This window comes from Bradyrhizobium sp. Ken51, from assembly GCF_055807435.1.
The window spans coordinates 190836-215326 of the sequence record NZ_JBVVPB010000007.1 but is presented as its reverse complement, the minus strand read 5'-3'; the positions used below and the strand labels follow the sequence as shown (position 1 = coordinate 215326).

At 65.3% G+C, this 24491-nt stretch carries 23 protein-coding genes and 1 tRNA gene; 8 read left to right on the top strand and 16 right to left on the bottom strand.

From position 1 onward, the window contains the following. Positions 1–10: 10 nt before the first annotated feature. The 5 genes from AC0L27_RS15125 to AC0L27_RS15105 form a co-directional block, all read right to left on the bottom strand. Complete coding sequence (locus AC0L27_RS15125) at positions 11–790, bottom strand: SDR family NAD(P)-dependent oxidoreductase (RefSeq protein ID WP_354209725.1); 780 nt, start codon at positions 788–790, stop codon at positions 11–13. Positions 791–1018: 228 nt separating this feature from the next. Beyond that, positions 1019–1507 (bottom strand): tellurite resistance TerB family protein, encoded by a 489-nt coding sequence (locus AC0L27_RS15120; RefSeq protein WP_275169090.1) that lies wholly within the window; start codon positions 1505–1507, stop codon positions 1019–1021. Between the two features lie 194 nt (positions 1508–1701). Then, the gene (locus AC0L27_RS15115) at positions 1702–3111 is read right to left on the bottom strand and encodes an adenylate/guanylate cyclase domain-containing protein (RefSeq protein WP_354209727.1); all 1410 of its coding nucleotides are present in this window, start codon (positions 3109–3111) and stop codon (positions 1702–1704) included. Between the two features lie 50 nt (positions 3112–3161). Further along, entirely contained in the window at positions 3162–4529 is a 1368-nt protein-coding gene (locus AC0L27_RS15110) for a cytochrome P450 (protein ID WP_354209728.1), read from the bottom strand. A 34-nt stretch (positions 4530–4563) separates the two neighbouring features. Continuing rightward, on the bottom strand, positions 4564–5931 hold the full coding sequence (locus AC0L27_RS15105; RefSeq protein WP_275169085.1) for a hydrolase: 1368 nt from the start codon (positions 5929–5931) through the stop codon (positions 4564–4566). A gap of 162 nt (positions 5932–6093) precedes the next feature. On the opposite strand from AC0L27_RS15105, the gene AC0L27_RS15100 reads away from it, so the two are divergent. Further along, positions 6094–7782: an MFS transporter gene (locus AC0L27_RS15100; RefSeq protein WP_275169083.1), complete on the top strand. Its 1689-nt coding sequence runs from the start codon at positions 6094–6096 to the stop codon at positions 7780–7782. Between the two features lie 71 nt (positions 7783–7853). Here AC0L27_RS15100 and AC0L27_RS15095 read toward each other — a convergent pair whose 3' ends face one another. Together AC0L27_RS15095 and AC0L27_RS15090 are read right to left on the bottom strand one after the other, a co-directional pair. Further along, entirely contained in the window at positions 7854–8066 is a 213-nt protein-coding gene (locus tag AC0L27_RS15095) for a hypothetical protein (RefSeq protein ID WP_275169082.1), read from the bottom strand. A 196-nt stretch (positions 8067–8262) separates the two neighbouring features. Next, complete coding sequence (locus AC0L27_RS15090; RefSeq protein ID WP_354209787.1) at positions 8263–8574, bottom strand: hypothetical protein; 312 nt, start codon at positions 8572–8574, stop codon at positions 8263–8265. A 253-nt stretch (positions 8575–8827) separates the two neighbouring features. Between AC0L27_RS15090 and AC0L27_RS15085 the strand changes: the two genes are divergently transcribed. Then, positions 8828–9874, top strand: coding sequence for a polysaccharide deacetylase family protein (locus tag AC0L27_RS15085; protein WP_354209729.1), 1047 nt, complete (start codon positions 8828–8830; stop codon positions 9872–9874). A gap of 76 nt (positions 9875–9950) precedes the next feature. Here the strand turns inward: AC0L27_RS15085 and AC0L27_RS15080 are convergent, their stop codons facing one another. The 5 genes from AC0L27_RS15080 to AC0L27_RS15060 form a co-directional block, all read right to left on the bottom strand. Then, positions 9951–10346 (bottom strand): hypothetical protein, encoded by a 396-nt coding sequence (locus tag AC0L27_RS15080; protein WP_354209730.1) that lies wholly within the window; start codon positions 10344–10346, stop codon positions 9951–9953. 218 nt (positions 10347–10564) lie between these two features. Beyond that, positions 10565–10640: transfer RNA gene (locus tag AC0L27_RS15075), tRNA-Thr, on the bottom strand. 100 nt (positions 10641–10740) lie between these two features. Continuing rightward, the gene (locus AC0L27_RS15070; protein ID WP_354209731.1) at positions 10741–12540 is read right to left on the bottom strand and encodes a heme biosynthesis HemY N-terminal domain-containing protein; all 1800 of its coding nucleotides are present in this window, start codon (positions 12538–12540) and stop codon (positions 10741–10743) included. Positions 12541–12576: 36 nt separating this feature from the next. Further along, positions 12577–13824: a COG4223 family protein gene (locus AC0L27_RS15065; protein WP_354209732.1), complete on the bottom strand. Its 1248-nt coding sequence runs from the start codon at positions 13822–13824 to the stop codon at positions 12577–12579. A 69-nt stretch (positions 13825–13893) separates the two neighbouring features. After that, positions 13894–14640: a uroporphyrinogen-III synthase gene (locus AC0L27_RS15060; protein ID WP_354209733.1), complete on the bottom strand. Its 747-nt coding sequence runs from the start codon at positions 14638–14640 to the stop codon at positions 13894–13896. 164 nt (positions 14641–14804) lie between these two features. Here AC0L27_RS15060 and tsaD point away from each other — a divergent pair, with 164 nt between their 5' ends. The 3 genes from tsaD to AC0L27_RS15045 are packed head-to-tail and all read left to right on the top strand — an operon-like array spanning position 14805 to position 17277. Continuing rightward, a complete protein-coding gene (gene tsaD / locus AC0L27_RS15055) occupies positions 14805–15878 on the top strand; it encodes a tRNA (adenosine(37)-N6)-threonylcarbamoyltransferase complex transferase subunit TsaD (protein ID WP_275169071.1) in 1074 nt (357 codons plus the stop codon). A gap of 2 nt (positions 15879–15880) precedes the next feature. Continuing rightward, positions 15881–16861 (top strand): NAD(P)H-dependent glycerol-3-phosphate dehydrogenase, encoded by a 981-nt coding sequence (locus AC0L27_RS15050; protein WP_354209734.1) that lies wholly within the window; start codon positions 15881–15883, stop codon positions 16859–16861. A gap of 2 nt (positions 16862–16863) precedes the next feature. Next, positions 16864–17277: an EVE domain-containing protein gene (locus AC0L27_RS15045; protein ID WP_354209735.1), complete on the top strand. Its 414-nt coding sequence runs from the start codon at positions 16864–16866 to the stop codon at positions 17275–17277. 88 nt (positions 17278–17365) lie between these two features. Here AC0L27_RS15045 and AC0L27_RS15040 read toward each other — a convergent pair whose 3' ends face one another. Continuing rightward, a complete protein-coding gene (locus tag AC0L27_RS15040; RefSeq protein ID WP_473319607.1) occupies positions 17366–18460 on the bottom strand; it encodes an adenylate/guanylate cyclase domain-containing protein in 1095 nt (364 codons plus the stop codon). Between the two features lie 101 nt (positions 18461–18561). Between AC0L27_RS15040 and AC0L27_RS15035 the strand changes: the two genes are divergently transcribed. Further along, positions 18562–19017: an SRPBCC family protein gene (locus tag AC0L27_RS15035; protein WP_354209736.1), complete on the top strand. Its 456-nt coding sequence runs from the start codon at positions 18562–18564 to the stop codon at positions 19015–19017. Between the two features lie 13 nt (positions 19018–19030). Here AC0L27_RS15035 and AC0L27_RS15030 read toward each other — a convergent pair whose 3' ends face one another. Further along, positions 19031–20200, bottom strand: a complete 1170-nt coding sequence (locus AC0L27_RS15030; RefSeq protein WP_354209737.1) for a DNA topoisomerase IB — start codon at positions 20198–20200, stop codon at positions 19031–19033. A 400-nt stretch (positions 20201–20600) separates the two neighbouring features. Here AC0L27_RS15030 and acs point away from each other — a divergent pair, with 400 nt between their 5' ends. Both acs and AC0L27_RS15020 read left to right on the top strand, forming a co-directional pair. After that, positions 20601–22547: an acetate--CoA ligase gene (gene acs / locus AC0L27_RS15025; protein ID WP_354254703.1), complete on the top strand. Its 1947-nt coding sequence runs from the start codon at positions 20601–20603 to the stop codon at positions 22545–22547. 437 nt (positions 22548–22984) lie between these two features. Beyond that, positions 22985–23500 carry a L,D-transpeptidase gene (locus AC0L27_RS15020; protein ID WP_275169062.1) on the top strand — a complete coding sequence of 172 codons (516 nt, stop codon included), beginning with the start codon at positions 22985–22987 and terminating at the stop codon, positions 23498–23500. A 55-nt stretch (positions 23501–23555) separates the two neighbouring features. Here AC0L27_RS15020 and AC0L27_RS15015 read toward each other — a convergent pair whose 3' ends face one another. Continuing rightward, positions 23556–24143 (bottom strand): thermonuclease family protein, encoded by a 588-nt coding sequence (locus AC0L27_RS15015; protein WP_275169060.1) that lies wholly within the window; start codon positions 24141–24143, stop codon positions 23556–23558. Between the two features lie 57 nt (positions 24144–24200). Continuing rightward, the gene (locus tag AC0L27_RS15010) at positions 24201–24410 is read right to left on the bottom strand and encodes a DUF1674 domain-containing protein (RefSeq protein ID WP_275169058.1); all 210 of its coding nucleotides are present in this window, start codon (positions 24408–24410) and stop codon (positions 24201–24203) included. Positions 24411–24491: the final 81 nt, after the last annotated feature.

Here is a 24491-nt window from a genome sequence, read left to right as displayed (position 1 = left end):
AGAGCTCTCTTCAGTATCTTTGCCTCTGAAACCGGCTGGTGGCGGACAGGATGAAGCCACGGGGGAAGAAGCGCAGGGCGAATGGCACAATCTTGATGCCCAGACCGGGGAGCACTGCCCGCTTGTTGGCCATCAGGCCGCGATAGGCCTGCCGTGCGACCTCGGCGGCAGGAACATTGAGAAGGGCCGTATCATGCCCCGACCCCACGCCGGCGCGCGCCTGGAATTCGGTGGGCACCGGGCCCGGGCAAAGTACGGTGACGCGAACGCCGTGCGGTGCAAGCTCCGCCCGCAAGGCCTCGGTGAAGGAAATCACATAGGCCTTGGACGCGTAGTAGACGGCCATGCCGGGGCCGGGCAGAAAGCCGGCGACCGATCCGACATTGAGAAGACCGCCCTTGTTCCTGATCAACTGATCGGCAAAGCGCAGCGACAGATCCGTCAGAGCCCGGACGTTGACATCCACGATGCCGAGCTGCTCGACCCGGTCACGCTCGATTGCGTCACCGAATACGCCGAAGCCGGCATTGTTGACGAGATGATCGAGCTCGACGCCTTCGGCAGCGAGCGCGGCGGCGATCTTCTCGCCGACATCCGCATCCTCAAGATCGCAGGCGATCACGATCGGCTTCTTGCCGCCCTTGGCGGCGATCTCGTTCGCGAGCGCCTCGAGCCGGTCTGCGCGTCGCGCCGTCAGCGCAAGACGGTGTCCGTTCGCGGCGAACACACGCGCCAGCTCCGTGCCGATGCCCGCCGAGGCACCGGTGATCAGTGTTACCCGCTCAGTCACGATCGAGATCTCTTGATGTAAGTTTTTTGGCCCCGCAATGCTGGAACGAGAGCATAGGCCGAGCGCGACAGGCAAGCGGCGTCCGCCGCATAGCCACTTGAACGGGAAACGGGGAAGCAGGAAACCCGCGGATTTACAGCGGAAATCCGGAACCCGGGCAGCCCAGAGGCTACATTAAAGTTTCGTCATGTGATCTGCACAACCGTCAATTGGCGGAGTCGGCAGGGATCACCCACCGACCGCGTCGTCCTTGACCTGGCCGCCGGCGCGGTCTGCGACCGCGTGCTTCAGGTCGATCCGGTCGCGCTGGGCGATCCCGAGCAGGTCGGAGGCGCGCCAGACGACATTGTCCTCGAACTCCGTGACCTGGCCATCGGCGTAGACCAGCTCCCACATCATCTGGACGACCCGCTTGCGGCCCTCTTCGTCGAGCGAGCGCATCATGACGCTAGTGAAGTGATAAAGGTCGACCGCTTCGCCCTCGACTTCTGTCGCATCCGCGATCAGACGATCGGCAGTGCCGCGATCGAGCCCGAAGTGGCTTTCGATCAGGCTGTGCAATTTGCGCTGCTCGGCAGCCGTCGGCTGGCCGTCCAGCGAGATCACGTGAACCAGCAGCGCCGTCGCCGCCAGCCGGTAGTCGCTGTCATCAAATGCGCGGTCCTGGGCATGGGGAGCAACAATGTCGGCGATGAATTGGCGCAGGCCGTCGAGCATAAGGTCCTACCGAAATCGATGAAGCCGCGGAAGCGCGGCCGCTACCAGCATTATATGAGCAGGAAACTCAACCGGCGCAACGTGTGTCAGTTCCGCGCACTGCATTACGTTTCGGCAATCCAAAGTCCGTGATTTTGGAGTAGGACAAGCCAAGTGCGCACATGTCGTCCCGGCGAAGGCCGGGACGACACCAATTACGGTATCTCGTACACCACCATCTTGTCGGCGATGCCGCGCAGTGCGGCCTGCTTCTGGATCGGCATGATTTCGCGCTGCTTGAGGACTTCGGCGACCGCCGGCGCATCCAGCACTGGGCCGGTGATGTGGATCTCCTGCGCGGTCGAGAGGCTCTGCACGCGGGCGGCGATGTTGACGGTCTGGCCGAAATAATCCTGCCGCTCGTTAAGCATCACCGCGAGGCACGGACCTTCATGGATGCCGATCTTGACGACGAGGTCGGCGGTGCCGCGCTTTTTGTTGAGCTCGTCCATCGCCGCGCGCATCCGCAAACCCGCCGCGATCGCATGCTCGGGACGGATGAAGGTCGCCATCACGGCGTCGCCGATGGTCTTCACCACCGCGCCCTTCTCCGACGAGATGATCTCGAGCAGCGCGTGGAAATGCGCGCGCACGAGGTCGAAGGCGGCGAGATCGCCGACGCGCTCATAGAGCGCGGTCGACCCCTTCAAATCGGTGAACAGGAAGGTCAGCGATGTGATCTGGAGCCGCTGGTCGAGACTGAGATTGTCCGCTTTGAACACATCGCGAAACGTCTGGTTCGACAGCATCCGCTTGGCGGTGAGAAACGGCTTGCGCTTGCCTATGAGGTGATGGAGCGCCTCGGCCGCGATGAAGACCGACGGCAGCACGCGTACGCCGGCCTGGTTCTCCAGCGACAGCCGCAGCGGGCCCGGCCGCATGGTCGTGGTTCCCGTCGGCGCCTGCACCCTGTTGTACATGATGGCGAGCTGCTGACGGTCCTTGGTCGGCTCGCCCTGCACGTCGATGAAATGGGCCGCGTGCGTCACCGGTTCGAAGATGATGATGAAATCGTTCGGCAGTTGCAGCGACATGGTCGCCTTCTCGCCGGCCGGCAGCTCCATCGTATCCAGCGTCACCTCGTTGGCGAGCGTCGCAAACGATTCCTTGTTGAAGTCGACGCCGGAACTCCAGAACACCTGCTTGAAGTACTCCCACACCGGAAGCGTATCAGGATCATGCGCCGCAATGCGCCGGACGCGTGAATTGACGGTGAAGGAGACTTCGACCTGATCATCGACGGAGGCCTTGTAGCCGCATGCGCACAGCGCACAATGATAATCGTCGGGCTTGAGCGCCTTCAGGGTCGAGTGCGCCCCTAACACGCCGCCGCAGCCCGGGCACAGCACATTCCAGCCCAGATCGAACAGGCCGAGCCGCGCCGAATGCAGGAATGCCGAGATCGCGTGCTCTTCATCGAGGCCGTGCTGTTTCGCGAAATCGAGGACATTGACGCGGTTGAGCTCGTGATCCTCGCCGTCCTCGATCAGCCGCGAGATCGCGTCGACCACTTTCGCATCGGCGGTCTGCTTCAGAACAGACAACTGGGCCTGGATATCGCTCATGGCGTAACTCTATCTGGTGTGGATCACGCCGTCGGCCAGGCGAACGCCCGTCACCGACGCGTGATGCGGAACAGGGGCGAACGGTCCGGCTGGGTCGTGACGACGCCGAGGGGAATGACAGGGCTGGTATCGGCAAGCTCGACACGGAACGCGCCGATCAGCCGGGCCAGCGCCAGCACGGATTCGGCTTGCGCAAACGGGGCGCCGATACAGACGCGCGGACCCGCGCCAAAGGGCAGATAGGCAAACCGATCGGGCGCTTCCGTCGACATGAAGCGTTTCGGGATGAACGCGTTCGGCTGATCCCACAGCTTCTCGTGCCGGTGCAGCAGCCACGGTGCGATCATGATGATGTCGCCCTTGCCGATGGCGACGCCGGCCGCGTTGTCCTTCTCGCGCGCGGCCCGGGCGATCAGGAAGGCCGGCGGATAAAGCCGCATGGTCTCCTCGATCGCGGCACGGGTGAACTTCTGGCGATCGATGTCAGCCATGCTGTCGAGATGTTCGCCACGCGTCTCGGAGGCGATCTCCTCCTGCGTATCGGGATCGAGCGCGAGCAGATAGAGCGCCCAGAACAGCGCGGTCGCCGTGGTCTCGTGACCAGCGAGGATCATGGTCGCGACTTCGTCCACGAGTTGCTCGTCCGAAAAGCCCTTTCCGGTTTCGGGGTCGCGCGCCTCGTCCATGAGGTCGAACAGGTCGCGTGGCGGCGCGCCGTCTTTCTTGCCCATCTCCCGCCGCTCGGCGATCAGCATCGCGACGAATTCGGTCCAGCGCTTGCGGAAACGGGCACGGGCAAAATCCATCGGACTCGGCCAGGACAGGGGCAGCACCATGTCGAGCAAGTACGGTCGCCCAAGCCGGGCTCCATACTCCATGACGAAGTTGCGCAAGGCCGGACCATGCCGGTCCATGCCGAACGAGAACATGGTGCGTCCGGCGATCTCCAGCGTCATCCGCTGCATGACCTCGCGCAGGTCGACTGGCTCGCTCGTTCGCGCGTCGAGTTTCGCGATGGTCTCGTCGAGCACCGCCGTCATGTGCGGAACGAGATTTGCCGTCGCCCGCGGCGTGAACGCCGGCGCGAGGGTGCGCCGCTGAAACGTCCACGAATGGCCCTCCGCAATCAGAAGACCGTCGCCAAGCACGGGACGAAGCATGCGGATGCCCGCCGGGGTGCGCGAATAATTCTCGTAATTGCTGAGCAGCACATGCCGGATCGCATCCGGCCGGTTCAGGATAAAACTGTTGCGGAAGAAGAAGCGGCCCTCGATGACGTCTTCCTCATAGGCGCGCTGCCCCCAGGTCGCGATCATGTTCCGCTTGAGCACGGCAAGCCGGCCGAGGAACGACATGTCGTCGGGCGCACGCGGCGGGGTCGGAGGGACGATGGGCCGACGCACGCTGGCGATGTTCATGGCTCGCTCCCGCAGAGGTGACGCAGGCAATTAGCTAGTAAGTCAGCTCGGCAATCGCAATCCTGTTCTCTTGGGCAGGCCAGGCGCGTGCCACAATTCGTTCTTCGCCAAATTGGGCCACGATGTTACGCCCGATCTCGCCGGCCGGAAGGCGCAATGTTGCTGTCGAATCAGTGGGCACACCCGATTTGACGTCCGCCGGCTCCTTGCCGTCGAGCAGCACCACGTCCCGCGGCAGGCCGAAATAGCCGCGCGGACGCGACATGATCACGACAACCCCGGCGTCCTTGTCCGCGGGCCCGAGCGGACGCGCGGCGCGCAGATGCACCACGTCCGACGAGCGCGGGAAGGGCGAGCGGTAGATATGCGTCGTCGGCGCATCCGGCGCTGCGAGGGCGAATTCGAGCGACCAGGAAGGCTCGACCTGCGCCGGTCCCCAGCGGCCGTCGGCGCCGGTCTTCGCACTGTACACGGCGCTGCCCTTGCGCTCACCGGTTTCAGGATCGACGCGAAAGACATCGACGGTTGCACCGGCCACCGGCCGGTTGGTCGGCGTGCCGCCCGGTGTGCCCGTCACGAGGCCGCTCAGCCTGACGCTCTGCTCCGGCACGATCGCGACGCGCGCGGGCTCGCGGGCGGCGATGAACTTATAGATCTCGCGGAAAGCTCGGGGGTGGAATGCCACTTCGCGATGATCGAGTGCGCCGAGCACGAGGTTGGTGGCCCCCTTCAACTCCGGACCTTCGACGTTGACGCCGGTCGGCGTACCGGGCTTGCCGATGAAGCGGCCATCGGCCTGCGCGTATTTGTCCATGCCGTCGCTGCGCAAGGTGAGAAAGGCGACACCCGGCGTCACCTCGCTCTCGCCATCGTTCAGGCCGCGCAGGAACGCGCCGCGGCCGTTGAACTCGCTGTTCGGCTGGTCGTCGGTCGCGAACACGCCGTGATTGGGCGTGCCGCAGAGCACGGCGTGGCTGACATCGGCGGCGCCGCCGCTCTTGATGACGTTTCGGATCGCGTAGCCGCCGCGCGAACTGCCGACCAGCGCCACGCGGGATGCACCGGTCCGGCGCTTCAATTGAACGATGGCAGCGGCAAGCTCGCGGCGCTGGTCCTCGGTCGAGGAGCGGCCCGCCTGCTCGACCTTGTCGTCGCTTCGTGCATTGGGATCGGTGAAATTGATCGCGGCCATGCGGTCTCGCGCGATGCCGTTGGATTCCATCCGCCACAAGGTCGTCATCCAGAGCGCATCGTAATCGCCATTGCCGTGGACGAACAGGATCGGAGGCACCTCGCTCGGCGCAGCGGGTGCGGGTTGAGCCGATGCACCCGTCCGCAAGCTCGCAATTGCGAAGGGCAAGCTGCCGGCCCCTTGCAAGATCATCCGTCGCGACAGCTTCATATGTTCCTCCCCCGCCAAACCATCTCTTTGCACCGCTTATACCGGCCTAACCACTGGACAGCGAAGGACTTTCGCGGGCATCACTGAACTTGCCGGAATCGCCCAAAGACCACTCCAAGACAACCGTCAAGACAACTTCTGCCAGCCCAATTGGAAGGGGATATGACCGAGCAGACGAACCGTCAGAAAGTTGACGCCGACGGCATCATGGCGCCGCTGCGGTACACCGTGTTCAGGCGCATCTGGCTCGCCAGCCTGCTCTCCAATCTCGGCCTGCTGATCCAGGGCGTGGGCGCCGCCTGGGCAATGACGCAGATGGCGGCCTCGGCGGACAAGGTGGCGCTGGTGCAGACCGCCCTGATGCTGCCGATCATGCTGATCTCGATGCCGGCGGGCGCCATCGCCGACATGTATGACCGCCGTATCGTGACCCTGATCGCGCTCATGATCGCGCTGACTGGCGCGACCGCACTCACGGTCCTGGCCTGGCTCAACTACATTTCCCCAGAGACGCTGCTCATCTTCTGCTTCGTGGTCGGCAGCGGCAACGCACTGTTCGGTCCGGCCTGGCAGTCCTCGGTCAGCGAGCAGGTGCCGCCCGATGCACTGCCGTCGGCCGTCGCCTTGAACGGCATCAGCTACAACATCGCGCGCAGCTTCGGCCCGGCAGTCGGCGGCGTCATCGTCGCCGCGCTCGGCGCCGTCGCGGCATTTGCGTGTAACGCGATCCTCTATTTGCCGTTGCTGGTGGTGCTGCTGCTCTGGCGGCGCAACACCGAGCCCTCGCGCCTGCCGCGGGAGAAGCTCAACCGCGCCATGGTGTCGGGCTTCCGCTACATCACCAATTCGCCGCCGATCAAGATCGTGCTGTTGCGCACGCTGGTGATGGGCCTGATTGGCGGTGCCATCATGGCGCTGATGCCGCTGGTCGCGCGCGATCTGCTGCATGGCGGCGCGCAGACCTACGGCATCATGCTCGGCGCCTTCGGCATGGGCGCCGTAGTCGGTGCACTCAACATCCACGAATTGCGCAAGCGCATGAGCGGCGAAGCCGCGATCCGCGCCTGCACCATCTCAATGGCGTTCGCGATGGCTGCTCTCGCCGTGAGCACAGAGCCGGTGCTGACCGCGGCTGCGCTGGTGCTCGCAGGCGCGGTCTGGATGGCCGCCATCGCGCTGTTCAATATCGGCGTGCAGCTCTCGGCGCCGCGCTGGGTCGCCGGCCGCTCGCTTGCGGCGTTCCAGGCCTCGATTTCCGGCGGCATCGCGATCGGCGCCTGGGGCTGGGGCCATCTCACCGACTATGCCGGCGTCGAGGTCGCACTGCTGACGGCTGCAGGCCTGATGCTGATCTCGCCGGTGCTGGGGATCTGGCTCACGATGCCGCGCGTCGGCGCCCGCAACGAAGACGCCGACTTGCTGGCGGATCCGGAAGTCAAATTGTCGCTCACGGCGCGCAGCGGGCCGCTGGTGGTCGAGATCGAATACCGCGTCGCCCAAGAGAACGCGCGCGCCTTTCACAACGTGATGCAGGACGTGCAGCTCTCTCGGCAGCGCAACGGTGCCTATGGCTGGTCGATCGCGCGCGACATCGCCGATCCCGAATTGTGGACCGAGCGCTACCACTGTCCGACCTGGCTCGACTATTTGCGCCAGCGCAACCGCTCGACACAGTCCGAACGCGCGCTGCATCAGGAGGCGATCGATTTCCACATCGGCCCCGATCCGGTGCGGATCCGCCGCATGCTCGAGCGTCCGTTCGGCTCGGTGCGCTGGAAAGAGGAGACGCCGGACCAGGCAGCAAGTGAGGTGCTGCCCGTGGTCGCCACCGCGGCGGGAAGCAGCACGTAGGCCTCTGGCAGACTCCGCCGTCGTCCCGGCCTAGTGCGCAATTGCGCACTAGGCCGGGACGACAAATACAGTTACTGCCCGTGATCCGTCAGCACCTTGTCGCAGCCTTTGGTGAGCCGCGTACGGTTCTGCTTGAGGCAGGCGAGCACAGCCTGATCGCCATTGTTCATCACCGGGCGGCAGAAGCGCGTCACATCGCGCGCACAGGCGTCGTGACCGGGCTGCTGCGCTGACGCAGCCGATGCAAGCAGGATCAATGGAATGATGAAAAGAAATCTGGTCATCGCGTAATGCCTCTTACCCGGAAGATGTGCGGGCGAAGCTAGAGCGACGATCCCGAAGCCGCAACGGCTTTATTGAAAGGCGGGCTTGCGCCGCCGCGTGGCTCCGGCATTCACGCCGGGGCACATCGCGAGGGGAGCTAACTGACGCAACGACGCCATCGTTGCTGTTAGTGGCTGTCTCTTACTGACTGTCTCTTTACTGGCTGTCCTGGGCGTCAGCGACCTTGCGTGACGCGCCGCCTTTGGCGAGTTCCTTGTCCATCACGGTGCGGCAACCGGCGCTCAGATCCGAACGATGCTTCATCATGCACGCCGTGATCTTCGGAATGTTCGGGATTTCCGACGAGCACAGACGGAAGGCGTCGCCGGTGCACTGCTGCTGCGCTTCGGACGAGAAGGCGAAGCTCGAGCTGGTCGAGGCGATCGAGAGGATGGCGGCAAAGCCCAGAGCCAGGCTGGTGTCGCGGATCTTGCTACTCAAGGACTTGGTGTTCAGCGAGTTGGTCATTTGAAGCTCCCATTGGCACCGCTGGAAGCGGGCCCGTTGTTGATGGGATCGACAATGCTCCAGCAAAACAGTTTCCACTGTGATGACGGTCACGGGAGGCCCACCCTCTGTGACTTCGGTCACTTTGGCGCACCTCGCTGAAATTCCTCCCGATCGGCGGTCGTGTTGGTGTCACGTTAACCGATCCTTCGCATTAATGGCTCGTCGAGCGGGAAATTCCGCCGGTTTGGTTGCGTAATTGGAAAGAATGGCGATGCGTAATGCGTTGGGCCTGATGCTGGCCAGTGTAGTTGCGGCGGTCGTGATTGCCGCCGGCGGTTGGTTTTATTATTCCTCGCGCGCCGACCAGGCCGCTCCCAAGACGATTGCCGCCCGTGCCGCCGATCCATTGCCGGCACAGGCGAAGCTCGCCGCCAAGGACGACGTCGCGACCACGGCGGCGATTGCGGCGAAGCCGGCGGCACCTGCTCCGGCGCCCGCACCCGCGCCGGTGCCGGTGCAGCAGAAATCGACCTGCGCCAATCCCAACGCGCTCGGCGTCTCCCGCGTGGTCGAGATCGACACCACCGGCGGTCCGGGCTTCGGCTTCGATCATTTCAAGCAGTTCGACTTCCTCACCGACAAGGAGGTCGTGCTGACCTTCGATGACGGTCCCTGGCCGGTCAACACGCCCGCGGTGCTGAAGGCGCTCGCGGATGAATGCACCAAGGGCCTGTTCTTCTCGGTCGGCAAGCATGCGACCTATCATCCCGAAATCCTGCGCCAGGTGCTGGCCCAGGGCCACACGGTCGGCACTCACACCTGGTCGCACGTGAATTTGAACGGCAAGAAGATGACGGAGCAAATGGCCAAGGACGAGGTCGAGAAGGGCTTTAGCGCAGTGAGATTCGCGCTCGGCACCAACCCCGCACCGTTCTTCCGCTTCCCGCAGCTTCAGCACAATCCGGCGATCGTGAGCTATTTCGGCACCCGCAACGTCGCAATGTTCTCGACCGACATCGACTCCTTCGACTTCAGGAAGGGCGCGACGCCGGAGAAGATCATCGAGACCGTGATGACCAGGCTCGACAAGCTCGGCAAGGGCATCATCCTGATGCACGACTTCCAGAAGCACACGGGCGAAGCCATGCCGGCGCTGCTCGCGCGGTTGAAGGCCGGCGGCTACAAGATCGTGCAGATGAAAGCCAAGACGACCTTCCAGACGCTGCCGGAATATGACGAGGCGCTGCTGAAGGACCTGAAGGTGCCGACCTCGAGCGCGCGTCCGATCGGGAGCGTGGTGCAGACGGTTTCGCAATAACGCGTCCAGTCCGATCCAAAACTCTTGCGTCATGGCCGGGCTTGTCCCGGCCATATGCTTTTTGAGAGCAGGCGCCTTACCAGTAGATGCCGTGACGATGCAGCTCGCTGATGATGCGGCCTTCGGTCCAGCTGCGCTTGTGCTTCGGCTTGTCTGCCTTGGCCGTCGTCTTCGCAGCGGGTTGGGCCGTCGCCGCGGGCGCTGAGGCCATCGTGGTTGTGGGTGTGGTCGTTGGTTGAGCGGCCGCCGCAGGCGCCGTAAGCGAAACCGCCGGCGGGCGATCGAGATATTTCGGAGCTTCGACGGCTGGCGCTGCTTCGCTCACCTGCGTCGGCGCGGCAGCAAGCATCGGCGCCGTTTGCTGAACCGAAGCCGGCTCGCTCACCGCGGACAACGACAGGCTGCGCGGGCCTCCAGCCTGGGCAGATGCAGAGACCAGCACCATGGCGGCCACCAGAATGATCTTGCGCATATGAAATCTCCCCGTGTTTTGGCGTGAGCCGGACACTACGGAAGCCGATCGCGGGCTTATGTGATCGCGATCACTCAGGTTGGCGTGCGATATTGAATCCTTCTCCATCGCGGTGATGCAATGCTGCGCTCACCGGACTCATCTGTGCAGTGCGCTCATGGTGACCGAATGCGCCGGTCAGAACGCCTGGCTTGCGAGGATCAAATGAGCTTGGGCGCTGGTGCCGCAAGAGGGATTCGAACCCCCGACCCCGTCATTACGAATGACGTGCTCTACCAACTGAGCTATTGCGGCGAACCTTGCCGGGGCCCGCGCGAGGCCGGTCCCGTTACGCGCGCTCCTGATATCGGGCATGGCCCGAATTGGCAAGGTGGAGCCGGCTCCCAAATGCCGCTCACCCGCCCCAGCGAGACCAGAATCCGCGCCAGCCGCCGGCCTGGGCCTTTGCGTGGTCCCTGGGCGTGCCGATTTGTTCCGTAAATTCGTCGCTCGGACCCTCGTCGTCGATCCCTGGATCATCAGGGGCGCGAACGATCGGGATGACGGCGGGAATAGGCGCTGGTGTGGGCTTGCCGAGGTCGGCGCGGGTCCGGAACACCGGCGTTGCCGCCGCGGGCGATGATTCGGCGATCTCGGGGGCCGGTTGGACCGGCTCGGCGGGCGTGACGACCGGCTCTTCCTTGACGGTTTCTTTGGCGGTCTCCTTGGCGGCTTCCTCTAAGATCTCCTTGGCCTCGAGGGGCGGCGAATTGTCCTGTGGGGCAGGCACCGGATCCGGCGCCGTTACGGCCGGTTCCGCCGGGCTTTCGCTCGGGACCGCCGTCACCCGCTTCGGCGGCGGGGCCGCCAGCATGGCTTCCTCGAAGGCTGAGGATTCGATCATGGCGCCCTTGTCGGAAGGAAGATTCGCGACCGGTGTTTGCCACTGGAACGCGTCGAGGCGGCCGGTGACCGGGGAGACCGGACGCCAGCGGTCGCTGACATAACCGTCCGCGGTCCAGGCCGGATCATGGCGGGCGCGCACCGCGCGCAAGGTCCAGGCGCGGGCCCGGCCGCCGTCACCATGCTCGGTACGTTCGATCTCGGCCATCAGCAGCGCCACGCGCTGGGTCGGATCGTTGACATAAGGCGACAGCACCGCGCGCGCACGGGCGAACTCGGACGCATCGATCGCGGCGCGCGCGATCGCCAGCTGGCCCTCGACATAACCAGCCTTGTCGGCAGGAATCTTGGCCGCAAGCGTCTCGACCCGCTGCAAGCGCTGCCGCGCGGAATCGCCGAGCTTCACATGCGCATAGGCATCGGCGAGATCAGGATGCGGATTGGCGAGCCAGGCGGTTTCCACCAGCTTCATGGCGCGGCGCACCTGATGCGCCTCGCTCTCGAATTTTGCAGCGAGCACTGCGGCGGGAACCAGGGTCGGCGCGAGCTTGACCGCCTGCATCACGCTCTCGCGCGCGACGTCGCGGTCCATCGTTTCCAATTCCAGCGCGCGGGCGGCGAGCAGCACGCCGCGCTGGCGGCGATAGGCCTGCTTGTCGATCAGGCCCGCGGACAGATTCGAATCGAGGATCGCGAGCGCGCCACTCCAGTCACCGCGCGCGCAACGGAAGCCGAGCACCGCATGCGAAGCCCAGGTCGAGGACGGCGACAGCTTGATCGCTTCCTCGGCGATCATCACCGCGCCGACCGCATCGTCGGCGCGCTGCGCCTCGATGAACAGGCCGCGCAGGCCGAGCAGGCGCGTGTCCTCGCGCTCGGCCATGACACGGAAGACGCGCTGGGCCTCGTCGCGATTGCCGTCGAGCTGCGCCGATTGCGCATGCAAGAGAAGCGCGAGCGGATCGTTTGCGGCCAGCCGCCGCGCGGTATCGGCGTGGCGACGGGCAAGCGCGGTGTCGCCATGGCCGATCGCAAGCAGGCCGTGGGTGATGGCGTGGCGGCCGCGCGCATGACGCTTTTCGTGACGACGGCGGCGCAGACGCCCCGGAGCGCGCCAAGCCATCGTCAGCAGGCTCCAGACCAGCACGACCGCCGCGGCAAACAGGCCAAGCAAGAGCACGAATCTGGGAAGCGTCGTTGTGGCGCGGAAGGCGCCCGCGGTTAGGACGAGGTCGCCGGGCTGATCGGCAACCCAGGCCGCGCCGGCCGCCGCCAGCGCGATCAGGACGAGGAAGAGGACGATGCGAAGCATGACGATCCCTATACGCGCTGATTGTTGCGCGAACCTTTATTGACCAGGCTTGACGAGATCCGCCATGGCGCCGTCGGCGAATTTGCGTGAGGCGGCGAGCGCCGCGTCACGGGCATCGGCCTTGTCGAGCCAGGCTTGTGCCGGTGCACGATCGGCCTCGGGCAGCGTCTTCAACTCGCGCCGTGCCTCGACGAAATCGTTGCGCAACGCAGCCGACGTCACACGCGCGACGATGGCGCCGCGATCGTTGCCGACCCCGTCGGTACGCTCGATGCGGACGAGTTTTGACGCCCCCGCCTGAAGACGCTCGACGATTCCGGTGCCGCTGGCCGGGGCTTCCGCCGGCGGCGACAATTTTGGCACGATGTTGAGGAGCTCGCGACTCAACGCGACCGGCGTCGGAATGCCTGACGATGCAAAGGTGTCGAGCGGCTTCAGCATATCCGGCTTTGTTGCCAGCGACCGCGCTGCGGCGAGCTGAGATTCGTAAGCGTCGCCGTGGCGAACAGCGACGTCGAGCAGGGCCGCCGCCACCACGTGGCGCAGCGGCTTGTCGTCCATCGCCTTGGCGTCGGCGATCTTCTCGCTCTGCTGCGCAAGTTCGGCACGTTCGGTCTTGCTGGCGCGCTCGAGCTGCGCGAGGCGGTCGTTGAGAGCGGCGAGATCGGGCGCGGCGGCACTCGGCGCGGATTTTGCGTCGTTCATGGCACTCGCGGTCTTGTCGGACTGTGCGCGCAAATTGGCGATGTCGCCGCGCAGGCTCGTTGCGGATTTCTCCAGCGCGTCGATCCGCGCCACCATGGCCGGATCGGCGGCAGGCTTGCCCGCCTTGGCTTCGACTGCGGCCACGCGCCCGCTCAGCGCCTCGACGGTTGCGCCCGTCACTTGCGGAGCAGCCGGCGGCGCCTGCACCGCAGGCCAGCCCAGCATCCAGCCGACGGCGATCACAATGGCGGCTGCAACGGCGCCAGAGAACGGAGCGATAACCCAGGGTGAAATCGACGGCGATACCGACGCGGCCGCAACGGAAGATTCTTCCTCGGCAGGCTCGGGCTGCGGCTCGGCATCGGCCTGTTCGGAGTTGCCCTCTTCAGACTTGCCCTCTTCAGATTTGGCTTGCTCATGCACGGCCTGTTCGGTCGCTGCCTCAGTCTCAGGCGCGCCCGCCACCTCCTGCGGCTGGGTCGAGACTTCGGTTGCCTCGAGGTCGATGGTGGGCGGGGTGCGCCTGGCACGGCTAGACTCGGGAGCCGATCCTGCGTCTTCAGGCTTGTCGTCGGCCATCGTGACGGTTCCTCACACTTACCTGCCCTGAACGAACGGATCCGATTACCTCGGATTCGGCCCGACCTCTTACGCCAAACGGGTGCGCAAAGCACGCTCCAAGGTGTCGAATAAGGCATTTTCGTCCGGCGTCGCGGCCACCAGAACCTGCGCGGCACCGGCCTCGCGCAGAACGCCGGCGACGGTCTCGGACAGGCAGCATTGCGGGATCGCCAGGGCCGAGATTTCGACACCTTCGTCCCGCGCGGCTTCCAGGAAAGCCCGCGCGCTGCGCCGGGAGTAATGCAGCACCGCCTCGATCCCATGGGCGGCAAAGCCCTCACAGACATCACGCGGCAACAGCTTGACCGGCGCCATGCGATAGGTCGTCTGCGTGACGACGTTGAAGCCTTCGGCGCCCAGCTCACCGCCGAGGTCGCGCGACAGATCCGCGCCCGCGAGATAGAGCAACGTGCTCTTCTTGTTGAGCCGCTTGTCGCGCGCGCTCTGCATCACCTTGTCGCGCAAGGCCGCGGCATCGCCGCCGGCGACGACCACCTCGGCAAAGCCGGCATCGCGCGCGGCGGCGGCCGTGTGCTCGCCGACCGCGAACAGCGGCAGTTCCAGGAGACCAAGCTCCTGCAATTGCGGCGCGACACCACGAATCGCATTGGCCGACGTGACAATGACGGCGCTGTAGCTCGTTTCACTCTCGTCATGGAAGGCGACCGGCTCGCACTTGAGCACCGGCGCGAGCAGCACCACATGACCCCGTGCACGCAGATTTTCCGACGTCGCTTCATTGTCGGGATGCGGCCGTGTGACAAGAATGGACATCGCTTGTGTTCCCGAACCACGTGGCAGTGGCGCTTTGACGAGGGACGGCCGCGCGTGACGATTGCGTTGGCCGACCCCGGAATGCTACCGGACGTACCAGAACTCTGCTTTGCGGATGAGCGCAAGGGGGGCGAGAAGGGCGCAAATTGGATAACAATTCGCCAATGCTGGTACTGGGCATCGAAACCACCTGCGACGAGACCGCCGCGGCGGTGATCGAGCGTGCTCCTGACGGCAGCGGCAAGATCCTGTCCAATATCGTGTGGTCGCAGGTCGAGGAGCATGCCCGTTTCGGCGGCGTCGTACCGGAGATCGCGGCCCGCGCCCATGTCGACCTGCTCGACGGCATCATCGACCGCGCCATGACTGAGGCCGGCATCGACTTCGCCCAGCTCGACGGTGTCGCGGCCGCCGCGGGCCCGGGACTGATCGGCGGCGTCATCGTCGGGCTCACCACCGCGAAGGCGATCGCGATGGTGCACGACACACCGCTGGTCGCCGTGAACCATCTGGAAGCGCATGCGCTGACGCCGCGCCTGACCGACGCACTCGAATTTCCCTATTGCCTGTTTCTCGCCTCGGGCGGCCATACCCAGATCGTCGCCGTCACCGGCGTTGGTCAGTATGTGCGCCTCGGCACCACCGTCGACGATGCGATCGGCGAGGCCTTCGACAAGGTCGCGAAAATGCTGGGACTTCCCTATCCGGGCGGGCCGCAGGTCGAGCGCGCGGCAGCCAGCGGCGATCCCGCGCGATTTGCGTTTCCGCGGCCGCTGCAGGGACGCCCCGACGCCAACTTCTCGCTGTCGGGATTGAAGACGGCGGTGCGCAACGAAGCGAGCCGGTTGGCCGAGATCACGCCGCAGGACGTCAGCGATCTCTGCGCGAGCTTTCAGGCGGCCGTGCTCGACTCCACCGCCGACCGGTTGAGCGTCGGTCTGAAACTTTTCCGCGAGCAGTTCGGTGCGCCGCGTGCGCTGGTGGCGGCCGGCGGCGTCGCCGCCAATCAGGCGATCCGCGGGGCGCTGCATGACGTTGCGAGAAAGGCCGGAACACAATTGATCATGCCGCCGCCGGCGCTCTGCACCGACAACGGTGCGATGATCGCCTGGGCCGGCGCCGAACGTCTCGCACTCGGCATGACCGACACGATGGAAGCACAGCCCCGTGCGCGCTGGCTGCTCGATGCGAACGCGACGGCACCGGCCGGATACGGCAAGACGCGCGCGGGATTCTAGCAATGGCCGCATTCCACTCCGTGGCGGTGATCGGCGCGGGCGCCTGGGGCACGGCGCTGGCGATGGTGGCGGCGCGGGCCGGACGGAACGTGACGCTGTGGGCGCGCAATCCCGAGCACGCGACGCGAATCGCATCGACCCGCGACAATCCGCGGCTGCCCGGCGTGCGGCTTGCGCCGGAGATCATCGTCACGAGCGACCTGGCCCTCGCCGCGCGCGCGGACATGCTGCTGATCGCAGTGCCCGCGCAGCATCTGCGCGGTGCTGTCAACATGCTCGCCTCGCACCTGGAAAAGCCGGTGCCGATCATTGCCTGCGCCAAGGGCATCGAGCACGGCACCCATAAATTCATGACCGACGTGATCGCCGAGGCCGCGCCTCACGTCCAGCCGGCGATCCTGTCGGGGCCGAGCTTTGCCGACGATGTCGCGCGCGGCCTGCCGACGGCAGTGACGCTGGCGTCAAAGGACGACGCCTTGGCGAGCCACCTGGTGCAGGCGCTGGGCTCGCCGACCTTCCGGCCCTATCATTCCACCGATGTCCGCGGCGTCGAGATCGGCGGCGCCGCCAAGAACGTGCTGGCGATCGCGGTCGGCATCGCGGTCGGCCGCAAGCTCGGCGCTTCCGCCCAGGCCGCACTCACCACCCGCGCCTTTGCCGAGCTGACACGCCTCGGGCGCGCGCTCGGCGCACGCAGTGAAACACTCACGGGCTTGTCTGGACTCGGCGACCTGATCCTGACCTGCTCGAGCCCACAATCGCGCAATTTCGCGCTCGGCCTGGCGCTTGGCCGCAGCGAGCAGCCGCCCGCCGGCAAGCTTGCCGAAGGCGAATTCACCGCGCCGGTCCTGATCGAGCTCGCGGCTTCGCAAAACATCGAAATGCCAGTATCGGAAGCCGTCGCATCGATCCTGACCGGCAGAAGCACGATCGACGCCGCGATCTCGGGGCTCATGACGCGACCTTTCAAGGCAGAGGAATGAACATGGCGTACTGGCTGGTGAAATCCGAACCATCGGTGTGGTCCTGGGACCAGCAGGTGGCGAAAGGCGCCAAGGGCGAAGCCTGGACCGGCGTGCGCAATTACACCGCGCGCCAGAATCTCGTCGCCATAAAGAAGGGCGACAAGGCGTTCTTCTATCATTCCAACGAGGGCAAGGAGATCGTCGGCATCGCGGAAGTTATCAAGGAAGCCTACCCCGATCCGACCGACAAGACCGAAAGATTCGTCTGCGTCGACATCAAGGCCGACAAGCCGTTGAAGACACCGGTGACGATGGCGGCGATCAAGGCCGAGAAGAAGCTCGCCGACATGGCGCTGGTGAAATATTCCCGCCTGTCGGTGCAGCCGGTGACGGCCGAGGAATGGAAGCTCGTCTGCAAGATGGGTGGGATGTAGGCTTGCTGCCGTAGCCCGGATGGAGCGCAGCGCAATCCGGGAAAATCCCATGTGGCACGATCCCGGATTACGCTCCGCTCCATCCGGGCTACGATATCCGAGCTTGCGTCTCCGGCAGCGCAAACACCTCGCATGGCACGGCGATGCCGCGCAGCGAATGCGATCCAAGCGCGATCAGAGGCATGTCCGTCTCGGCGGCGAGCGCGCCCGACACCAGCACGGTTCTGCCGAGCGGCTTGCACAATCCTTCGAGCCGGCTGGCGAGATTGACGGCGGGACCGATCGCCGTGAAATCGAGCCGGTTGGCGGCACCGATATTACCCCACAGCATCTCGCCGAGATGCAGCGCCGCGCCGAACGCGAGCGGCGGCAGACCTTGTGCACGGCGCTCCGCGTTGAGATACGCCATCCCCGCTTCAGCCGCGCTCGCGGCACGCAGAGCCGCATCGCACGCGTGGCGCGGCGACGCCCCAAGCACCGGAAAGATCGCGAGCACGCCGTCGCCGATGAATTTCAGCACCTCGCCGCCGAACGCGTGAACCGCGCCGGCGATGCGATCGAACCAGGCATCGAGCGCCGCGATGACGTCGGCAGGCGGATTGGTTTCCGACAGGAGCGTGAAATTGCGCAGATCGGCATAGAGCAGCGCGGCCTGAATGGTCTCGCCGAGATCGCGCCGCAGGGGTGCGGCCAGCACCCGCTCCGCGCTGCGCTTGCCGAGATAAGCATCCAACGTCGCGCGCAACGTTGCACGCGCGGCAAGCACCGCAAGGGGTGTCGCGGCAAAGCGCGCGGCCTGGCGCATTTGCTCGGTCTCGTCCGCGGTGAACGGACGCGGCCCGATCCAGCCGAGCAACGGCCCGTCGGGGCGTCCGACCACGTCCTCGTGCACCCCACCGTCCGCGATGTCGCGCAGCCAGCGGCGGCCGGCATCGTTGGGCGGGTCGGGCGCGAGGCCGCCTGGTGCGAAGCCGAGCGCTTCGATCACCCGGCCGTTGTTCGCGCGCCACAACCAGGTCCGTTTCGCGATCAGCGGATGTGGCACCTCCAACGTCAGGCTGCCTGCCGCAAGCGGCACGCCGTCAGCGACCAGATGCGCGCCGAGGTCCGCGAGCAGACGGTCGGCCCCGGCGCTATCGGCGGCGGCATCGACAAGCCAGGCGAGCGTCGGCGAGAGGTACATGGCCCGATCATGACGATGCCAGGACCTCTTTGTCACGGGCAATCCTTGACGGGCCGCTCGCGCACCGCCATGTCCCACAGTCAGCCCAGGGATGATCGCCGATGACCGAACCGTTCATAGTGCGACGCGAGACCCAGATCGCCGCCCCGCGTGCCACCGTTTTCGCTTACCTGACCGACCCCGAGAAGATTTTGAGCTGGATGGGTTCCGACGCGTCCACGGAGCCGCATCCCGGCGGGCTATATCTGCTCAAAGGCATCGGCCCCCGCGGCGGCGTTGCCCGCGGCGCGTTCCGCGAGGTCGTGCCGGTGCATCGGCTCGCCTACACGTTTGGATGGGAGGGCGGCCAGGAAGTGCCGCCCGGCTCGAGCCTGATCGAGATCGACCTGATCGAACGCGACGGCGGCACATTGCTGCGCATGACCCATAGCGGGCTGCCGACCGAGGAACAGGCTGCCGCGCACGCGACGGGATGGGCGCACTATCTGGGACGGCTCACGGCGGCAGCCGCGGGCGGCGATCCTGGTCCCGACAACGGCGTTTCCAACAAGGCGTAGCGACGGGAGAGGATCAGACCGCCGCGGTCGCCACCACCTGCTGCAAAAGCTGCTCGCGCCTGGCCTGCGAGCGCTGGCCCTTCATGGTCGCGGCGAAGCGTTCGAGGATGCCGTCCTCGAACGCGGTGACGATGGTGTCGTGAACATAGCTCTTGCGGCAGATCGCCGGCGTGTTGGACAACTGATCGGCAGCGCCGCGGATGGCCTCCAGCACCTGCTTCTTGCGGCCACGCTGGCTGGTCGCCGGCGTGATCCGCGACAGCGATTCCACGACGACGGCAGAGGCCATCAGCGTGCGGAAATCCTTCAGCGAGATCTTGATGCCGGCGATCTCGCGCAGAAACGCGTTCACCTGCGTGGTGCTGACCGCGCGCACGATGCCATAGGGATCGCGATACTGGAACATGCGCTTGCCGGGAACGCCCTGCAAAATGCCGATGGCGCGCACGAGCTTGGCCGCGTCGCACTCCTTGCGCACCGCCTTGCCGCCCTTCGCCTTGAAGGTCAGCACGAAGCTGTCGTCTTCCAGCGAGACGTTGGACTTCAGCAGCGTGGTGGCTCCGCGTGTGCCGTTGAGACGGGCATAGGATTCGTTGCCGGGACGGATCGCGGTGCGCGCAATCAGTTCGATGACGGCCGAGAGCGCGAACTCGCGGGTCGGCTCGTCGCCCGACAGGAACGCCGAGACCTTGCGTCGGATCTTGGGCAGCGCGCCGACGAGCTTTTCCAGGCGATGCGCCTTGCGTTGCTCGCGGACCTTCTCCCAATCGGCGTGATAGCGATATTGCAGCCGGCCCGCGGCATCACGTCCCACAGCCTGGAGATGCGTGCTCGGATCCGCCGAGTAGCGCACCTCGCGATAGGCCGGCGGCACCGCCATAGAATGCAGCCGCCGAATAGTGCGGGCATCGCGGATGTGGACACCGTTGGGCCGCACGAACGAATAGCCCTTGCCGCGCCTGACGCGGCGGATGGTCAACTCATTCTGGTCGCCGAGCCGCAGGCCCAGCTCCTTGGCGAGGGCCTCGACCGTCGCCGCGGGCGCCGCGTCGAACACTTTTTTCGGGCTGGGACGGCCGGAACCGGCTGGTTTCGGCCATTGTCCGAGGGCTTTGGCCAGCGCAATGGCTGCAGGATCGGCTGAAGCGGGCCGCAAAGTCCCGAGATTCTGCTGATCCATCATAGTCTTATGCCTTAGCCTTGTTTGTTATCGGTCAATGCCGCTGTTCTGATTTTTGTTCCAAGGGGCCTCGTTGGACCCGGGTTGGCCATTTAGGGTGTTCCGAACCGCATTGCGAGTCCCGAATCAGTGAGAGACGGTTTCTAAATACCTCTGCGGGGTGCATGGCGCTCTGCGCGGGCCCATTCCGAAGATCTGGGTAAAGACCCGAAAGCCGCCCGTCGCCCTGTTTCAAAACTGCGACAGTCGCACGGAGCGGCTTGATCCTCCGCATGGCAGGCTGCTCGCCGAAGGTCCAGCTTGTGCACCTTGTCGGGTCCGGTTAGCCCGACGCATAATCGGTTCAACGATCAAGTCGGCTCGCCAGCGGTCTGTGCTCGGCTTGCCGTATGTGGAGGGAAGCATGTCCGAGAAGATCTACGACGTCCCCGCGGAATGGGCGAAGCGCGCCTGGGTCGACCAGGCCAAATACAAGGACATGTACGTCCGCTCGATCTCGGACCCGAACGCCTTCTGGGCGGAGCAGGCCAAGCGCATCGACTGGATGCACGCTCCGACGAAGATCGAGAACGTCTCCTTCGCGCCCGGCAACATCTCCATCAAATGGTTCGAGGACGGCATCCTCAACGTCGCCCATAATTGCATCGACCGGCATCTCCACAGCCGCGCCAACCAGACAGCGATCATCTGGGAAGGCGACGATCCCTCGCAATCCCGGCACATCACCTACAAGGAGCTGCACGACGAGGTCTGCCGGATGGCCAACATCCTGCGCACCCGGAACGTCAAAAAGGGCGACCGCGTCACCATCTACCTGCCGATGATCCCGGAGGCGGCCTACGCGATGCTGGCCTGCGCGCGGATCGGCGCGATTCACTCCGTGGTGTTCGCCGGCTTCTCGCCCGACAGCCTCGCCCAGCGCATCAGCGACTGCCAGTCCAAGGTGATCATCACCGCGGATGAGGGCCTGCGCGGCGGCAAGAAGGTGCCGCTGAAGGCCAATGTCGACGCGGCGCTCGCCAAGGCAGACGGCGTCGACTGGGTCGTCGTGGTCAAGCGCACCGGCGGCAAGATCGACATGAACCCGACGCGCGACCTCTGGTATCACGAGGCTGCCGCGATGGTGACGACGGAATGCCCGGTCGAGCACATGCACGCCGAGGATCCGCTGTTCATCCTCTACACTTCGGGCTCGACCGGCCAACCCAAGGGCGTGCTGCACACCTCCGCCGGCTATCTCGTGTTCGCCGCGATGACGCATCAATACGTCTTCGACTATCACGACGGCGACATCTATTGGTGCACCGCCGACGTCGGCTGGGTCACCGGACACAGCTACATTCTGTACGGACCGCTCGCCAACGGCGCGACCACGCTGATGTTCGAAGGCGTGCCGAATTACCCGGATAATTCGCGATTCTGGAACGTCATCGACAAGCACAAGGTCAACATCTTCTACACCGCGCCGACCGCGATCCGCGCGCTGATGCAGAGCGGCGACGCGCCCGTGAAGAAGACCTCGCGCGCCAGCCTGCGCCTGCTCGGCTCGGTCGGCGAGCCGATCAACCCGGAAGCCTGGGAGTGGTATCACCGCGTCGTCGGCGACGAACGCTGCCCGATCGTCGACACCTGGTGGCAGACCGAGACCGGCGGGATTTTGATCACGCCGCTGCCCGGCGCCACGAAGCTCAAGCCGGGCTCGGCAACTCAACCGTTCTTCGGCGTGGTGCCTGAGATCGTCGACGCCGACGGCAAGGTGCTGGACGGCGAGACATCCGGCAATCTGTGCCTGACGCGGTCATGGCCGGGCCAGATGCGCACGGTCTATGGCGACCACGCCCGCTTCGAACAGACCTATTTCTCGACCTACAAGGGCAAGTATTTCACGGGCGACGGCTGCCGGCGCGATGCCGACGGTTATTACTGGATCACCGGCCGTGTCGACGACGTCATCAACGTCTCCGGTCACCGCATGGGCACGGCGGAAGTCGAGAGTGCGCTGGTCGCACACGAGAAGGTCTCGGAAGCCGCCGTGGTCGGTTACCCGCACGACATCAAGGGCCAGGGCATCTACGCCTATGTGACCCTAATGGCCGGCGTCGAGCCGAGCGACGAACTGCGCAAGGAGCTCGTCACCTGGGTGCGCAAGGAGATCGGCCCGATCGCTGCGCCCGACCAGATCCAGTTCTCGCCAGGCCTGCCCAAGACCCGCTCCGGCAAGATCATGCGCCGCATCCTGCGCAAGATCGCCGAGGACGAGCCGGGCAGCCTGGGCGACACCTCGACCCTGGCCGATCCCGGCGTGGTCGACGACCTCGTCAAGAACCGGCAGAACAAGAAGTCCGCGTAAGGCAGTCCCGTGCCCCGGACGCAGTGCAGCGCTCCTTCGCGGTGCGCTGCTGAGCCGGGGCCCATGCAACGGCAGACTCTGTGGCTTTCTATGCCCCGGCTCTGCGTCGCACCGCTTCGCGCTGCGCCGCGTCCGGGACACGAGACCGCATCTCCGCGTTAGCGCCTCCCGGACAACGGCCGTTCACATCCTCACGCACTGGTCAGGCCGCGCCCCGGCGCCCGGGCATCTTTCCGGGCGAGTGTTGTTTTCAGGTCATTTACTTTGTTTCGAACATTTCCTTTGTTCCCCCTGCTGGCTGGCCCTTGGCGGCCGTGCGTGGAAACCATCCGGTTAACAGGCGCGGTTAAGAATGTCCCCTAACGAGGACTTGGTGAGCCGGAGATTGCCGGTTTTGCGTAATTTTGGACGGTCCGTTCGGGGCAAGGGGAAAATCGATGTCGATGAGGATTGCTGTGGCGCTGGCCGCCACCATTGGGGCTGGGGTGATGATGTCGACGGCGGCGCAGGCGCGGCCGGAAATGGTGGGGACGCACCTGGCCGACTATTCGCCGGGCACCATCGTGGTCAAAACCAACGAGCGTCGGCTCTATCTCGTCCTCGATAATGGCCACGCCGTGCGCTACCCGGTCGGCGTCGGCAAGTCCGGCAAGCAGTGGGCCGGCACCACCCGCATCGACGGCAAGTACCGCAATCCGGCCTGGTCGCCGCCTGCCGAGGTGAAGCGCGACAAGCCGAGCATCCCGGACGTCATCCCGGGCGGCTCGCCGCGCAACCCGATGGGCGTCGCGGCGATGACGCTGTCCGGCGGTGAGTATGCCATCCACGGCACCAACGTGCCGGGCTCGATCGGCGGCTTCGTCTCGTATGGCTGCATCCGCATGCTCAACGACGACATCACGGATCTCTACAGCCGCGTCTCGGTCGGCACGACGGTGGTCGTGACGCGCTGATCGCCGGCATCAGGGCGAGACGGCAAGAGCCGCGTCTTTCGACGCGGCTTTTTTGTTACCAGAAGCGCCAGCTCCGCGCGCACCAGCCGTCGCGATGGCCGCCATTGTAGTTCCGCGCGTAGCCGCCGGCGAGCAACGCCGCCGAGACATTGGCCGTGCGTTTGGTCGCGACGTCAGCGAGAACGCGTCCGTATTTATCGGAGCCGAGATTGGTGATCACCACGCCACCCTGGCCGAGCAGATCGCGCAATGCGCGGGCCGCGGCTTCGGCCTTGTCCAGTTCCTCCTGGCAGGAGGCTTTCATCTCGGGTGCATCGATGCCGCGCAGGCGAACGCGCACCACGAGATCGCGGCCGTTGCGCTGACGAACGCGTGCGAGAAAGGTGTCGCCGTCAATGGTGCGAACGACGTCGACCGGCTCACGGACGTCAGGATTGGCCTGCTGTAAGATGATTTCGGCGTCCCGCGACTGACCGTCAGTCGCATGAGGGAAGGGCCAGTTCATCCCGTGCCGGAACGTGAACACCACGGCCACCACGATTCCGACCACGAACATCCACGGCAACAGGCCTGAGAAGCGGCGGCCAAACGGCGAGCCGCTGTATGAAGGCCGATACGGATGGCTTGGATCGAAACGCGACATCCGCGCACGCTAGGGCTGAGTCGGGCAGTACGGCAAGCGAGCCTCAAAAGGCAAGCTTCAGAAGTCGGAAGCGATGCCCTTGCGCTCCCAATCGCCATAGCGGGTCGGTTCGGGTCCTTTTGGGCCCTGCAACTCCTTTGGCGCCGCCTGGCCGTTGTTTTTGGCTCGGACTGCCGCAGCCTGCCGGCGCGCGTCGGCCTCGGCCAGCGCACGCTGGGCGGCCGGCGTAAGCTGCTTGCGGTCGGGAACAGGAGGCTGGTCACTCATCGTAGGCTTTCTAGCGCGGGACGGCGCACGGCGCGACGCCCAATAACGCATTCCTGAAATGGCGCCGAAAGGGCTGAAAAA

Bases quoted from the DNA above. Each gene is read 5' to 3' on its own strand.
- AC0L27_RS15040 (WP_473319607.1), bottom strand. From the start codon at position 18,460: ATGTACCTCTCGCCGACGCTCGCCTGGCTTGTCGATGCCGCCGCCGAT.
- AC0L27_RS15030 (WP_354209737.1), bottom strand. From the start codon at position 20,200: ATGATGGATCAGCAGAATCTCGGGACTTTGCGGCCCGCTTCAGCCGAT.
- AC0L27_RS15090 (WP_354209787.1), bottom strand. From the start codon at position 8,574: ATGACCAACTCGCTGAACACCAAGTCCTTGAGTAGCAAGATCCGCGAC.
- AC0L27_RS15115 (WP_354209727.1), bottom strand. From the start codon at position 3,111: ATGAGCGATATCCAGGCCCAGTTGTCTGTTCTGAAGCAGACCGCCGAT.
- AC0L27_RS15060 (WP_354209733.1), bottom strand. From the start codon at position 14,640: ATGTCCATTCTTGTCACACGGCCGCATCCCGACAATGAAGCGACGTCG.
- AC0L27_RS15045 (WP_354209735.1), top strand. From the start codon at position 16,864: ATGGCGTACTGGCTGGTGAAATCCGAACCATCGGTGTGGTCCTGGGAC.
- AC0L27_RS15110 (WP_354209728.1), bottom strand. From the start codon at position 4,529: ATGAACATCGCCAGCGTGCGTCGGCCCATCGTCCCTCCGACCCCGCCG.
- AC0L27_RS15015 (WP_275169060.1), bottom strand. From the start codon at position 24,143: ATGTCGCGTTTCGATCCAAGCCATCCGTATCGGCCTTCATACAGCGGC.
- AC0L27_RS15105 (WP_275169085.1), bottom strand. From the start codon at position 5,931: ATGAAGCTGTCGCGACGGATGATCTTGCAAGGGGCCGGCAGCTTGCCC.
- acs (WP_354254703.1), top strand. From the start codon at position 20,601: ATGTCCGAGAAGATCTACGACGTCCCCGCGGAATGGGCGAAGCGCGCC.
- AC0L27_RS15020 (WP_275169062.1), top strand. From the start codon at position 22,985: ATGTCGATGAGGATTGCTGTGGCGCTGGCCGCCACCATTGGGGCTGGG.
- AC0L27_RS15080 (WP_354209730.1), bottom strand. From the start codon at position 10,346: ATGCGCAAGATCATTCTGGTGGCCGCCATGGTGCTGGTCTCTGCATCT.
- tsaD (WP_275169071.1), top strand. From the start codon at position 14,805: ATGCTGGTACTGGGCATCGAAACCACCTGCGACGAGACCGCCGCGGCG.
- AC0L27_RS15050 (WP_354209734.1), top strand. From the start codon at position 15,881: ATGGCCGCATTCCACTCCGTGGCGGTGATCGGCGCGGGCGCCTGGGGC.
- AC0L27_RS15070 (WP_354209731.1), bottom strand. From the start codon at position 12,540: ATGCTTCGCATCGTCCTCTTCCTCGTCCTGATCGCGCTGGCGGCGGCC.
- AC0L27_RS15010 (WP_275169058.1), bottom strand. From the start codon at position 24,410: ATGAGTGACCAGCCTCCTGTTCCCGACCGCAAGCAGCTTACGCCGGCC.
- AC0L27_RS15085 (WP_354209729.1), top strand. From the start codon at position 8,828: ATGCGTAATGCGTTGGGCCTGATGCTGGCCAGTGTAGTTGCGGCGGTC.
- AC0L27_RS15120 (WP_275169090.1), bottom strand. From the start codon at position 1,507: ATGCTCGACGGCCTGCGCCAATTCATCGCCGACATTGTTGCTCCCCAT.
- AC0L27_RS15065 (WP_354209732.1), bottom strand. From the start codon at position 13,824: ATGGCCGACGACAAGCCTGAAGACGCAGGATCGGCTCCCGAGTCTAGC.
- AC0L27_RS15095 (WP_275169082.1), bottom strand. From the start codon at position 8,066: ATGACCAGATTTCTTTTCATCATTCCATTGATCCTGCTTGCATCGGCT.
- AC0L27_RS15035 (WP_354209736.1), top strand. From the start codon at position 18,562: ATGACCGAACCGTTCATAGTGCGACGCGAGACCCAGATCGCCGCCCCG.
- AC0L27_RS15100 (WP_275169083.1), top strand. From the start codon at position 6,094: ATGACCGAGCAGACGAACCGTCAGAAAGTTGACGCCGACGGCATCATG.